Here is a 12,853-nt window from a genome sequence, read left to right on the forward strand (position 1 = left end):
CTCAGGCCGAAGCCGCCCCGTACGCGGCCCGCAGCTTCGCCACGGCACCCGTCAGGTCCCCCGTGAGGAGCAGGTGATCCGCCTCGGCGAACGGCTTCGCCGTCGCCTCCGTGACGTTCTGGCCGATCCTCTGCTGGACGATCACGCGGGCCCTCGCGACCAGCTCCCGGCCCTCCGCGGACGTACCACGCCCGAGCGCCTGGAGGACCCTGGCCGCGGCGCCGATGGCCTTCAGGGCGGACTCCCCGCCGGCCGGAGCCGGGGAGAGCGTGGTCAGGCCCCAGCCGTAAGGGAACTGCGGATCGTAGGCCGCGTCGCCGACGTTGACCGGCAGCTGGGCCTCGGACTTCGGCCAGGTGACCGGGAGCTGCCCGGTGAAGGGACGGGCCCCGTAGAGCACGTCGGCGACCCCCTCGCCCTCCGTGCCCGGCAGCCAGGACGCGACGAGCGCGTCGATCGCGCCCAGCCGGTCACCGATCAGCTGCGGCCGCCCGGAGACGACGAGCACCACGCACTTCATCGCGGCGCATACCCTGTCGACAGCTGCCTTGTCGGCCGCGCCGAGCTCCAGGTCGTGGCCGTTGCCGACGTCTCCGATGCCCTCCGCGTACGGCGTCTCACCGACGACCACGACTCCGACGTCGTACCCGTCCGTCGCCGCCGATGCGTCCTTGGAGTACGCGATCTCCGCTTCCGGCGCCGCCTTCCGCATGCCCTCCAGAATCGTCGTACCGGTCGTCGTCCGCCCGGAGGAGCCCTGCCAGCTGACCGTCCAGCCGCCCGCCTGGTTGCCGAGGTCGTCGGCGTTGGACCCGGCGACGTACACCTTCCGGTCCTTCTTCAGCGGCAGCAGCCCACCGTCGTTCTTCAGCAGCACCTGGGACTTGGCGACCGCCTCGCGCGCCACCGCGCGGTGTGCGGGCGAGCCGATCTCGTCCAGGTGGGTGGTGTCCGCGTACGGCCGCTCGAACAGACCCAGCTTGAACTTCTGGGTCAGGATCCGCGCCACCGCGTCGTCGATCCGGGCCTGGCTGATCCTCCCGGCCGTCACCTCGTCCTTCAGCGTCCGGGTGAAGTCCTGGTAGTTCGTCGGCACCATGATCATGTCGAGCCCGGCGTTGACCGACGTCCGCACGTCGCTGGGGTAGTCGCCCGGGATCTGGTCGATCGCCTGCCAGTCACTGATCACGAAACCCTCGAAGCCCATGCGCTCCTTCAGGACTCCGTTGATCATCTCCGCGTTGGCGTGCATCTTCACCGGCCCCTGGTCGTCGCCCAGAATGTCCAGCGAGGAGTACGAGGGCATGACCGTGCCCGCCCCCCGCTCGACCGCCTCCGCGAACGGTGCGAGGTGCACCGCCTCCAGCTCCTGCCGGGTGACCTTCGTGATGCCCTGGTCGATCGTGTACGAGCCGGTGGTCGACGACCCGAACTCGGTCCCGCCGTCGCCCACGAAGTGCTTGGCGCTGGTCAGCACCTTGTCGTCACGGTCAAGGTCCCTGCCGTCCCGCGCGCCCTGCATCCCGTTGATCACGGTCTCCATGGCGGTCACCAGGGCGGGGTCCTCGCCGAACGCCTCGTAGGAGCGCCCCCAGCGCTCGTCGCGCGTGACGCACACGCACGGCGCGAAGTCCCACGGGATCCCCGTCGCCCGTACCTCCTTGGCGGTCACGGCGCCCGTCCGCTCCGCGAGCTTCGGATCACGTGCCGCACCGATGCCGATGTTGTGCGGCATGATCGTCGAACCGACCACGTTGTTGTGGCCGTGCACCGCGTCCACGCCGTAGACCAGCGGGATCTGGAAGCGCGTGGCCTGCGCGCGCAGCTGGTAGCCGTCGATCATCTTCGCCCAGGCGGCAGGCGTGTTGGGGGTGGGGACCGACCCACCGCCGGAGAGCAGCGAGCCGAGGTCGTAGGAGGCGATGTCGCCCGGCGACCGCAGTGCGTTCCGCTCGGCCTGCGTCATCTGGCCGGCCTTCTCCGCGAGCGACATCCGCCCCAGCAGATCCGCGACGCGGGCCTTCACCGGCAGCTTCGCGTTCAGATACGGCAGACCATGGGCGTTCACGACGACCGTCGGGTTCTCCGCCGGAGCCTTGGCGCCCGTGACGCCCAGGGTGAGCGGGATCGTCTCGGCCGACTCGGCGGAACGATCCTTCTTCGTGGCCACGGCGATCGACCGGGTCGCTCCGGACGCCGTACCGGCCGGGAAGGTGACGGAACCGCTGACCGGCGTGAAGTCCGTGCCGGACTGGGCGCTGCCGCCTGCGCCGTCGGTCGTGTACGTGACGGTGACGGGCTCGGCGAGCGGCGCGGACCCCGTCGTGGCGACGGACAGCCTCACCTCGGCGGCGCCGCCCTCGCCGACCGGGTACACGGCGGCGTCGGTGACGACCTTGGTGGTCAGGGCGGGCTCGGCCGTCCCGTACAGCTCCACGCCGTCCATCGCGAAGGCGCCGGGGGAGCCAGGCGGCAGCGTGAGGGCGTACCCCCACATCTCGTTCAGGCCGAGCACCTGGTCGATGCCGCCCACCGGCTGGTAGTCGGCGCGGTACTGGAACTCCGAGAACGGGATCTCGACGAGGTGCCAGCCCTCCCAGTCGTCCGTGAACGACGTGGTCCACAGCTCGGACGCCTCACCGTTCGCCCCGCCGTCCTTGATCTCGAAGTTCAGGCGCTTGCCGGACCCGGGCGGCAGGGGAGCGGTGTTCTGCCCGTACCACCAGAAGCGGATGCCCTTGTACGCGGTCCAGTCCTGCGCGGGCTTGTCGAACGCGAAGTCGTGGCTGAACCCGCCCCAGCCGCTGATGTTGTAATCGCCTTCGAGGACCTTGACGCCTTCGGGCGCGTCGGCCCGCTCGGCGATCCGCAGCTTCGGCGGGTCGTCGGCGTCGCTGCCCCACGTGAAGATGCCTTCCGCGGGTGGGTCGGCGAAGGGGATCTCCCCTTCGAACCGGTCGACGGCGACCGGCGCGGGCGCGCTCGCGGGCTCGTCGGCCGCGGCGCTCGGCAGCGTCGCTCCGGTGAGCAGAGTGCCGAGCAGAGCGGTGACGGCGATCACCGCCGTTGTTCGTGGCATTGCGGCTCCTTGTACGGGGACAGAGGGACGGGCGAGGTCGGGGACGTGCGGGCCGGGGCCGACGGGCACGCGGGGGATCAGACAGATGCCGATGACGGGCGTGGACGGATCGCGGAGAGCCGGTCCCGCGTCAACCGCGTCATCCGCGGCTCGGCGCGGAGCGCCGGACGACGAGTTCGGTGGGCAGGACCACCGGTTCACGCGGTATCGGCTCGCCTCCCAGCCCTGCCAGGAGCATCCGCGCGGCCGTCTCACCCATGCGGCGCATGGGCTGGCGGATGGTGGTCAGCGGCGGTTCGGTGTGCCGCGCCATGGGAATGTCGTCGAAGCCGACGACGGCCACGTCGTCCGGGACCCGCCGCCCGGCCTCGCGCAGTGCGCGCAACACGCCTGCCGCGATGAGGTCGTTGTGCGCGAAGACGCTGTCGAAGTCCCGGCCCTCGCCGAGCGCCCGCCGTACGGCGGCGCGGCCGGTGTCCTCCGTGAACTCGCCCTCGACGACGAGATCGGTGGGCAGGACCTCGCGGAACCCGTCGAGCCGTTCGCGTACACAGCCGAAGTCGCGGCGTCCGGTGACGACCAGCGGCCTGGTGCGGCCCGAGGCGAGCAGATGGCCCGCGGCGGCCTCGCCGCCCGCGCGGTTGGTGGTGGCGACGGAGGGGAACGCCGGGTGGCGGCCCCGGTCGTCGATGAGCACGACGGGCAGACCACGCCGGTGCATCGCCGCGATCGTGTCGAGGGTGTTCTCCGGCTCGACGACGAGGAGCCCGTCGAAGGCCCGGGCGGAGACCTGGGCGGCGAAGTGACGGACGGAGTCGGCGCCCCGGTTGCACGTGAAGAGGAGCAGCCCGTAGCCGGCCGCTTCGACGGTGTCGGCGACGCCCTGGAGGACCTCGCCCATCCACGGCCAGGTGAGCGACGGCGTCAGCATGCCGATGGTGCGGCTGGAGCCGCGCGCAAGGCCGACCGCCCCTGAGCTGGGAACGTATCCCAGCACATCGATCACTTCACGAACACGGGCGGCGGTGGCCTGGTCCACCTCGGCCCGGGTGTTCAGGACGCGGGAGACCGTCGTCTTGCTGACGCCCGCCTGACGTGCGACGTCGGCGATCGTGACACGCATCGGGGGCCTCCGCGTCGAGGGAGTGACATCGGTGTCGGAACCGCTCCCGGAACCGGTTCCGGGGCGGTGCGGCGAGTCAACCGCCACCCCGCCCCGCCGTCAAGAGTTCACACCGTGAACGCCTCAAACTCCTCGGCAGCGTTCCCAGCTCCCGCCCTGCGTTCAGGATATGAATGCGCGACACCTTGACGGACGTCCCGATGCCCAGTTCACTCTCGACGCGAGCCGGCCCGGCACGTCGACCCGACTCGACAGGGCCCGAGGACCCGAGGATCCGACAGGACCCGACGGGACTCGACCCCGCCGCGCGACCGGACCCCCGTACCCCCCACACGCTGCCGAGAAGGGCACCCACATGCTCCGTTCGACGCACAGCCGCCCCCGCACCCGCCCCCGGCCGCCCCGGGGCCGACTGCTGAGAACGCTCCTCGCCGGCGCACTCGCCACATCAGGCCTCACCGGCATCGCCGGAATCACCGGCCTCTCCGCCGGCCCGGCCCACGCGGCGGGGGAGCAGGTGAACGTCTGGCTGACCACCACCGATGACACGGGCGGCCGCCACGTCACCCGCGGACTCCAGCAGCAGACCCCGATCGCCTTCCAGAACGGCAACGGCGGCGTGGGCACCACCCTCACCGTCGACGAGAACACCCGCTACCAGACCTTCAGCGGCGGAGGTGCCTCCTTCACCGACACCGCCGCCTGGCTGATGAAGGGCTCCGGAGCCCTCTCCCAGGCGACCAGGGACGCGACGATGCGCAAGCTGTTCTCGCCGACCGACGGCATCGGCCTGTCCTTCGTCCGCAACCCCATGGGCGGCTCCGACCTCGCCCGCTTCGGCTACACGTACAACGATCTGCCGGCCGGTCAGACCGACCCCACCCTCGCGCGCTTCTCCCTCGCCCACGATCTCCAGGACGTCCTGCCACTCACCAAACAGGCCAAGCAGCTCAACCCGGCTCTCACGCTCGTCGCCTCACCCTGGACCGCCCCCGCCTGGATGAAGGACAGCGGCCAGCTCAACGGCGGGTGGCTGAAGGCCGAGAACTACGGCACCTACGCCGACTACTTCGTCAAGTACCTCCAGGGCTGGCGCGACCAGGGTGTTCCCGTGGACTACGTCACCGCCCAGAACGAACCGACCTGCTGCTCCGGCTACCCTTCGATGAGCTGGAACGTCTCCGGGCTCGCCTACTTCACCAAGAGCGAGCTGCTGCCCAAGCTCCAGTCAGCCGGGCTCCCCACCAAGGTCCTCGCCCACGACTGGAACTGGGACACCTACGACGCGTACGCCGCCCAGACCGTCGACGACCCCGCCGTACGGACCCACCCGAACTTCGGTGGCGTCGCCTGGCACGGCTACGGCGGTGACGTCGCCAAGCAGACCCAGATCCACGACCGCCACCCGCAGTTGGACGCCTTCCAGACCGAGCACTCCGGCGGCACCTGGATCGCCAACCAGCAGCGCGAGGACATGATGAACATCATCGACTACACCCGGAACTGGGCGAAGTCGGTCACCAAGTGGTCCCTCGCGGTCGACCAGAACCGTGGCCCGCACAACGGCGGCTGTGGAGTCTGCGACGGCCTCATCACCGTCCACAACGGCGACTCCCGGCACGGTCAGGTCGACTACACCATCGAGTACTACACCATGGGCCACCTCACGAAGTTCGTGCGGCCGGGCGCCCATCGCATCGCCTCCACCGCGAGCTCGGACGTCCCCAACGTCGCCTGGCGCAACCCCGACGGCTCGAAGGCGCTCATCGCCTACAACGACGCGACCACCGCGCGCCAGATGACCGTCAACTGGGGTACGAGCCACTACACGTACACGCTCCCGGGCAAGACCTCCGCCACCTTCACCTGGGCCGGCAGCCAGTCCGCCCCCCAGTCCCTCGTGGGCCTCGGCGGAGCCTGCCTCGACGTCGCGGGCGGCTCGGCCGCGGACGGTACGCCGGTCCAGCTCCACCAGTGCAACGGCTCGGCCGCCCAGAACTGGACGTTCCACCCCGACGGCACCGTCCGCGCCCTCGGCAAGTGCCTCGACGTGACAGGGGGATCGACGGCCGACGGGGCCAAGGTCCAGCTCTACGCCTGCAACGGCACGGGCGCCCAGCGCTGGCGCCACGAACCGGCCTCCTTGGACCTCGTGAACGTGGCCGCAAACAAGTGCCTCGACGCCACCGGACACTCCTCCGCGAACGGCACCCGGGCCCAGATCTGGTCCTGCACGGGAGCGGCCAACCAGAAGTGGCGCCCGACCGCCCTCTGACATCCGAGCCTTCACGGACCCGGAACGGCCGGTCAGGGCGATGGGCTGCTGGGCGCGGACGCCTCCGGCGGTTCGGGCCCATCAGCAGTCGGCGCCAGCTCGGTGATGAGAGTGCGGATCTCCTCGGCCTCGGGGACGGCGAGGTCGGTGTACAGGTCAAGAGCCTGCCGGGCATGGTCGTGGGCGAGGTCGACCCGGCCCAGGTCGCGGTGGACGTGCGCCAGGCCGTCGTGGGCGCGGGCCTCTTCGGGGCGGTAACTGAACTCGCGGGCGAGGATCAGCGCGGCGTCGTGCTCGGCCACCGCCCGGTCGAGATCGCCCATGGAACGGGCGGCTTCCGCAAGGGCGTTGAGCGACTCGGCCTCGTCTCCTGGGAAGTCGAACCTGCGGCTCAGCTCCAGGGCTTGGTGGTGATGGTGCCGGGCCTCGTCGTAGCGGCCCTGCCGTTGGTACACCAGCCCGATGTTGTTCAGCACGACGGTCTCGCCGATACGGGATCCCGACTCGCGATGCACGTGCAAGGCTCGCCGATGGTGCTCGTGGGCGACCTCGTACCGTCCTTGGCGTTCGTGGACGATGCCCAGGTCGGTCAGGCATCTGGCTTCGCCGGCGCGGTCCCCGAGCTCGCGGAAGAGCGCGAGGGCCTGCGCACTGTGGTCGTGGGCCTGGTCGTATTCCCGCCGCCGCCGGGAGACGGCGCCGAGGGCCTGCAGCGCCCCGGCCGCTGCGTCCTGGTCGTCGACCCCGCGCGCGAGGTCCAGGGCGCGCCGGTAGTGCCCGGCCGCCTCCTCGTAGGCGCCGTGCCACCAGAAGTGCACCTGGCCGAGATCGATGAGAGTGCGGGCTTCGGCGGCTGTGTCGCCGGTGCGGCGGGCGGCTCGCAGTGCCAGGCCGTTGAGAGTCAGCGCGTCGGCCTGGTGGGCGTGGCCCAGCAGGTAGCGGTGCAGGGTGGCGGCCAGTTGGCTGGTGTGGGTGAGCCAGTCGTGCTCGGCTGCGTACTGGCCGGCCGCCATGAGGTTCGGGCGTTCGCTGTCCAGCCAGGCGATCGCCTCGGCCTCGTCCTGCGGGGGCGAGGCCGGGGTGTCCGGCGCGGGAATGCGTGGCCTGCGGTTCTTGCCCTCGGGGTAGAGGTGATCGATGGCCGCGCTCGCGGTGTGGAGATAGTGGTGGAACAGTCGGCCGAGGGCCTCGCGTTGGGCGCTGGGCGGTTCCTGGGCGGTCGCGGTGGCGAGGGCGTGTTCGCGCAGCAGGTCGTGGAAGGTGTAGCGGCCGAGCTGGTGCTGGGTCAGGACGTGGGCGTCCAGGAGGTCTTCCAGGAGCATCTCGGCATGCTCGAGCGGGAGGTCGGCCAGCGCGGCGGCCGCCTCGGGGCCGATGTCACGGCCCGGCTGCAGCCCCAGAAGCCGGAACATGCGCTGCTGATCGGCAGACAACTGCTCGTAGGACAGCGTGAACGCCGCGGCCACGCCGCGCTCCGAGGTGGCCAGCTCGGAGAGCCTGCGGCGCTGGTCGCGGAGTCGGTCGGCGAGGTATGCGACGGTCCAGCGGGGTCGGTGGTGCAGCCGGGCTGCGGCTATGCGGACGGCCAGCGGCAGGAATCCGCACAGCTGCAGGACGTCGAGCACGGCGAGCGGTTCGGCGGCCGCCCGTGCACCGACGATGGCCGTGAACAACTCCAAGGCGTCCGCGGCGGGGAGCACGTCCAAGGACAGGGCGTGTGCCCCGTCCAGGTCGGTCAGCCGTCGGCGGCTGGTGATCAGGATGAGGGCGCTTGAAGCGCCGGGCAGCAACTGGCGTACCTGGTCGGCGCCGAGGGCGTTGTCCAGCACGGCCAGCACGCGACGGCCGGAGAGTTCGGACCGCCACAGCGCCGCGCGATCGGCGACCGACGCGGGTATGAGGGGGGCGGGCACGCCGAGTTGGCCCAGGAGCACCTCGAGCGCGGCACCGGCGTCGAGCGGCGCCTGGCCGGCGGTGTGCGCCTGCAGGTCGACGAAGAGCTGCCCGTCCGGGAAGTGGTCCGCGAGGCGGTGTCCCGCGTGGACCGCGAGAGTCGTCTTGCCGACCCCGGCCATCCCGTCGATCGCCGAAATCGTCACGATGCCACCGTTGTTGCCCGACCACAGGCGGATCAGCCCGTCGAGCTCGCCTTCGCGTCCCGTGAAGTCCGGAACGTCGTACGGCAGGAAGTTGACCCCCTGCGGCTTGGCCGGCGCAGACGCAGACGCAGGCGCGGGCGTAGGCGCGGTGACCGGCGGCCGCAGTTCGGGGGCATCCCGCAGGATGTCCTGTTCGAGCTTGTTGAACGCGTGGCCCGGGTCCAGTCCCTGCTGTTCGGCCAGGGTCGCCCGGAAGGTTCTGGCCACGTGCAACGCGTCGGTCTGACGTCCGGCGCGGTGCAGGGCGAGCATCAGCTGGCAGCACAGCCGTTCCCGCAGGGGGTTGGCCGCCGCGTGGCCGGAGAGTTCGTCGATGAGGTCGTCGTGCCGCCCCCGGGCCAGTTCCAGCTCGGCCAGGCGCTCGACGGCGGTCAGCAGCTGCCCGTTCAGACGTGCTCGGGCGCTCTCGACGTAATGGGCGGTGATGCCGGCCAGCGGCTCTCCCCGCCACAGCGCCAGCGCCGCACGTATCTGGTCCGCGGTGGCCCCCGGGTCTTCGGAGACGGCCGGTGCCTTGACGATCAGGCTGGTGAACTCGTCCAGATCGAGCTGTCCCGGCTCGGGGGTGATCACGTACCCGGCCGGCCGCGTGGCCAGCATCCGGTCGGCTTCTGAAGCGCGCAGCATCCGGCGGATCGCGGCGATCGTGGTCTGGATCTGGGCGCGGGCGGAATCCGGCGGCAGCGGCCCCCACATCGCGTCGATCAGGCGATCCGTGCTGACCGCGACCCCGGCGTGCAACAACAGGTAGGCGAGCACCGCACGATGACGGGGCGCCAGGCCGGGTGCGTCGGAACCGGGAGCCACGGCCTCCACCGGGCCGAGGATCGTGAACCGCATACCGTCACTCCGGGGTCGTCGGCGCGTGCATCGAAGAAGCATCGGGAATGTATCAAGATCCACCGGCAGGGTTACCGGCATGCCACTCCACACCATCGATCCGGAAGAGGCGACCGGTGAAGCCGCGACCCTGTTCACCGCCACGCACCAGGCCCTGGGAGTCATCCCCAATCTGGCCAAGGTGATGGCCAACAACCCGGCCGTACTGAAGGGATACGTAGAGGTCGTCACCGCCCTGAGCGCGGAGGGCACCTTGTCGGCGGGTGTGCGCGAGCGCATCGCGTTGCTGGTGGCGCAGGAGAACCGATCCGACTACTGCCTGTCCGTGCACGCCTTCCGCGGGACCAGACTGGCCGGGCTGACCACGGCGGAGGCCACCCGCGCGCGGCGTGGCGAGGCCGAAGACCCCTGGGCCGCCGCTGTCCTGGACCTGGCCGGCGTCGTGGTTCGGGACCACGGAGTCGTGTCCGACGCACAGCTGGCCGCAGCCCGGCACGCCGGGCTCTCCGACGGGCACGTCGTCGAGGTCATCGCCCACGTGGCGCTCAGCATGTTCACCAACTACCTGGCCACAGCGGCGCGCATCGACATCGACTGGCCACTCGTGCGCCACACCGACGGAGAAACGCGAGGACCTGAACGTACGCGATGACACGGTCGGAGCCGGGGCGCGTGAACCGGATCCCCCCTGCCCGCACCCAAGAGAACTCAAGTCATCCCCACCGAGGAGAGCCCCACATGATCAACACCATCCCCCTCACCGAGGTCTCGACCGAGGACGCCACCGCCTGGCACGCGGTCGTGGCGGCCTCCCTCGCCCACGATCTGCCCGAGGAGCCCCGGCCCACGTTCGAGCAGGTCCACTCCCAACTCACCGTCGTCGGGCGCGACAACCGCCGACTGCTGTGGCTGTCCACCGCGGCCGACGGTGAGGTGCTCGGTGTGGCCGGGCTGAGGCTGTTCACCTCGCCCGGTCAAAGCCACCTGGCCGAGCTGGAAGTGCACGTCACCCCGGACCGGCGGCGCTCAGGAGTGGGCTCGCACCTGCTGGCCACAGCCGTGAAGGCAGCAGAGGCCGAGCAGCGTCGCAGCCTGGTGGCCGCCGCACCTGGTGACGGACCAAGTGGCGCCTTCTGTGCCGCGCGCGGCTTCCGGCGCGTACTGGCACTCGACCACCTGCTTCTCGACGTCGCACACGCCGACGACGGAGAGGCCGACGCCGAGCACCTCGGCTACGAGCTGGCCGGCTGGACCGGCACGGTTCCCGACGGGCTGGCCGAGGCGTTCGCCGCGGCCAAGAACGCGATGAACGACATGCCCACCGGCGACATGGACTACGGCAGCCAGACCTGGACCGCCGACCGGGTCCGCGCCATGGCCGAAGTGCTCGCAGACCGCGGCGACCTGCTGCTGACGACCGCTGCGCTCCGCAAGGGCGAGATGGCCGGATACACCGAGATCGTCATCCGGGCAGGGGAGACCTGCCGGGCCCTGCAGTACGACACCGTCGTGGTGCCCGCCCACCGCGGCCACGGTCTCGGGCTGTGGGTCAAGGCCGAGATGGTGCGCAGGCTCCGTGCCGAGCACCCCGGAATCGTGGAGATCGAGACCGACAACGCACAGGACAACACCCACATGCTCGCCGTGAACCGCCGACTCGGCTTCCGCTTCCACCGCAGCACCCACGAATACCAACTCGACCTGACCGCCAACTGAGCAGTCCTCCTCCTGGCCGCTCCTCAAAGAGACCAGGCCGAAGTTCGAGCCCCTCGACCCGTTCGTACCGGCGCACGCGCGAGTTCCCGCTCGACGATTCCGCGTCCTGATTCCGAGCACCCGTACCCACCTCCGCATTCTGGAAGAGAGCAACCCTTGCGCAAGCTGACCTACTACATCGCCGTCACCCTCGACGGCTACATCGCCGGCCCCGACGGCCAGTACGACTTCCTCCCCTTCGAGGGCGAGGAGGCCGCCGCGATCCTGGCGGACTTCCCCGAGACCATGCCCACTCCGTTGCGCGAACCGATGGGCATCGCCGGCCGGGCCGCCCAGCGGTTCGACACGATCATCATGGGCCGCGCGACCTACGAACCGGGCCTGAAGGTCGGGTGGACCAGCCCGTACGCCCATCTGAAGCAGTACGTGGTCTCCCGCACGCTCATCAGCCCCGCTCCCGATGTGACGGTCGTCGACGACCCGGTCGCGCTCGTCCGCGATCTGAAGGCGCGGGACGGCATGGACATCTGGCTGTGCGGAGGCGGCAAACTGGCGGCCGCCCTGCTCGACGAGATCGACGAGATCATCATCAAGCGGCACCCCATCGTCCTCGGTTCCGGCATCCCCCTCTTCGACGGCCCCTTCACCCCGACGAACTTCCGCCCGGCCGGCACGCGAACCTTCGACTCAGGCCTCGCCATCACCACCTTCTCGAAGGTGCCGGCCTCGGCGGAGGAGCGCGGCTGAGGGATCTGCCGACGCCTCCGCCCCACCCACCACACCGCATACCTACCGAGGAGCTGCCGTGAACGTCTCCACCTCCACCCTCTCCCTGACCGTCCCCGACGTGGACGCCTCCCGTGACTTCCTGTGCACCCACCTCGGCTACGAGGTGGCCATGGCCGACGAAGGCTTCGCCTCCCTCAGGCGCGAGGACGGCGCCGTCGACATCGTCCTGCTCCGCAGGGGCACCGAAGTCCTCCCCGCCGAGCAGCGGGACCGGGAGGCGGGCGGGCTGATCCTCGCGTTCACGGTCACCGACCTGGACGCCGAGGAGGCCCGCCTGCGCGCGGCGGGCGCCCCCATCACGATGCCCCTCCGGGAAGAGCCGTGGGGCGAGCGGCTGTTCCAGATGACCGACCCCAACGGCGTCGTCGTCCAGCTCGTCGAGTGGGTCGCCGCCGAGCAACCCACGGACGGGACGGACCGGCGCGGGAGCACCGCCGTACAGGTCATCACTCCCTCGACCGACGACGTCACCGTCTCCCCGAACGCCACCATGACGGGCCTCGCGGCCCCCAGCCGCGGTAGCGCCGAACTCAGCACCTGGACGGTCGCGATGGAGGCCGGCGCGACCGGCCCCGAGCATTCCATCAGCCGTGAGCAGGTCTGGACGGTCACTGCGGGCGCCCTGGAGGTGACCTTCGACGGCCGAACCGAGAAGGTCGTCGCCGGCCAGACGATAATCCTGCCGCCGGCCCTCGTCCGCCGGATCCATGCCCCGGAGCAGGCCGAGGCCCACGTCTCGATGCGCTCCGACGGAGTCGCCTCCGTTCCGGGCACCGACGGAACCCGCGAACTGCCCTGGGCCCGCTAGGGCACGCCTCGACCGCCCCTGTCGTACCATCGCCGGCCGAGGCCGGCATCCACAGAAATGAGAA

Annotated in this window: 8 protein-coding genes; 5 read left to right on the forward strand and 3 right to left on the reverse strand. The window is 70.7% G+C overall.

Annotation, left to right across the window (positions count from 1 at the left end; genetic code table 11):
- Position 1: 1 nt before the first annotated feature.
- Both ACWF79_RS10665 and ACWF79_RS10670 read right to left on the reverse strand, forming a co-directional pair.
- Entirely contained in the window at positions 2-3,079 is a 3,078-nt protein-coding gene (locus ACWF79_RS10665) for a glycoside hydrolase family 3 N-terminal domain-containing protein (protein ID WP_453727703.1), read from the reverse strand.
- Between the two features lie 139 nt (positions 3,080-3,218).
- Positions 3,219-4,202: a LacI family DNA-binding transcriptional regulator gene (locus tag ACWF79_RS10670; protein ID WP_453727704.1), complete on the reverse strand. Its 984-nt coding sequence runs from the start codon at positions 4,200-4,202 to the stop codon at positions 3,219-3,221.
- 355 nt (positions 4,203-4,557) lie between these two features.
- Here ACWF79_RS10670 and ACWF79_RS10675 point away from each other — a divergent pair, with 355 nt between their 5' ends.
- Positions 4,558-6,477, forward strand: a complete 1,920-nt coding sequence (locus ACWF79_RS10675; RefSeq protein WP_453727705.1) for a ricin-type beta-trefoil lectin domain protein — start codon at positions 4,558-4,560, stop codon at positions 6,475-6,477.
- A 32-nt stretch (positions 6,478-6,509) separates the two neighbouring features.
- Here the strand turns inward: ACWF79_RS10675 and ACWF79_RS10680 are convergent, their stop codons facing one another.
- Positions 6,510-9,476, reverse strand: coding sequence for an AfsR/SARP family transcriptional regulator (locus ACWF79_RS10680; RefSeq protein WP_453727706.1), 2,967 nt, complete (start codon positions 9,474-9,476; stop codon positions 6,510-6,512).
- 79 nt (positions 9,477-9,555) lie between these two features.
- Here ACWF79_RS10680 and ACWF79_RS10685 point away from each other — a divergent pair, with 79 nt between their 5' ends.
- The 4 genes from ACWF79_RS10685 to ACWF79_RS10700 all read left to right on the forward strand — a co-directional run bounded on the left by ACWF79_RS10685 (position 9,556) and on the right by ACWF79_RS10700 (position 12,789).
- A complete protein-coding gene (locus ACWF79_RS10685; protein ID WP_453727707.1) occupies positions 9,556-10,128 on the forward strand; it encodes a carboxymuconolactone decarboxylase family protein in 573 nt (190 codons plus the stop codon).
- An 86-nt stretch (positions 10,129-10,214) separates the two neighbouring features.
- Complete coding sequence (locus tag ACWF79_RS10690; protein ID WP_453727708.1) at positions 10,215-11,192, forward strand: GNAT family N-acetyltransferase; 978 nt, start codon at positions 10,215-10,217, stop codon at positions 11,190-11,192.
- Between the two features lie 156 nt (positions 11,193-11,348).
- Positions 11,349-11,939, forward strand: a complete 591-nt coding sequence (locus ACWF79_RS10695; RefSeq protein WP_453727709.1) for a dihydrofolate reductase family protein — start codon at positions 11,349-11,351, stop codon at positions 11,937-11,939.
- Positions 11,940-11,997: 58 nt separating this feature from the next.
- Positions 11,998-12,789, forward strand: a complete 792-nt coding sequence (locus tag ACWF79_RS10700) for a VOC family protein (protein ID WP_453727710.1) — start codon at positions 11,998-12,000, stop codon at positions 12,787-12,789.
- Positions 12,790-12,853: the final 64 nt, after the last annotated feature.

It is taken from the genome of Streptomyces sp. NPDC054975, assembly GCF_053609105.1.

Coding starts and splice junctions, on each gene's coding strand:
- ACWF79_RS10690 (WP_453727708.1), top strand. CDS start 10,215: ATGATCAACACCATCCCCCTCACCGAGGTCTCGACCGAGGACGCCACC.
- ACWF79_RS10675 (WP_453727705.1), top strand. CDS start 4,558: ATGCTCCGTTCGACGCACAGCCGCCCCCGCACCCGCCCCCGGCCGCCC.
- ACWF79_RS10680 (WP_453727706.1), bottom strand. CDS start 9,476: ATGCGGTTCACGATCCTCGGCCCGGTGGAGGCCGTGGCTCCCGGTTCC.
- ACWF79_RS10670 (WP_453727704.1), bottom strand. CDS start 4,202: ATGCGTGTCACGATCGCCGACGTCGCACGTCAGGCGGGCGTCAGCAAG.
- ACWF79_RS10665 (WP_453727703.1), bottom strand. CDS start 3,079: ATGCCACGAACAACGGCGGTGATCGCCGTCACCGCTCTGCTCGGCACT.
- ACWF79_RS10685 (WP_453727707.1), top strand. CDS start 9,556: ATGCCACTCCACACCATCGATCCGGAAGAGGCGACCGGTGAAGCCGCG.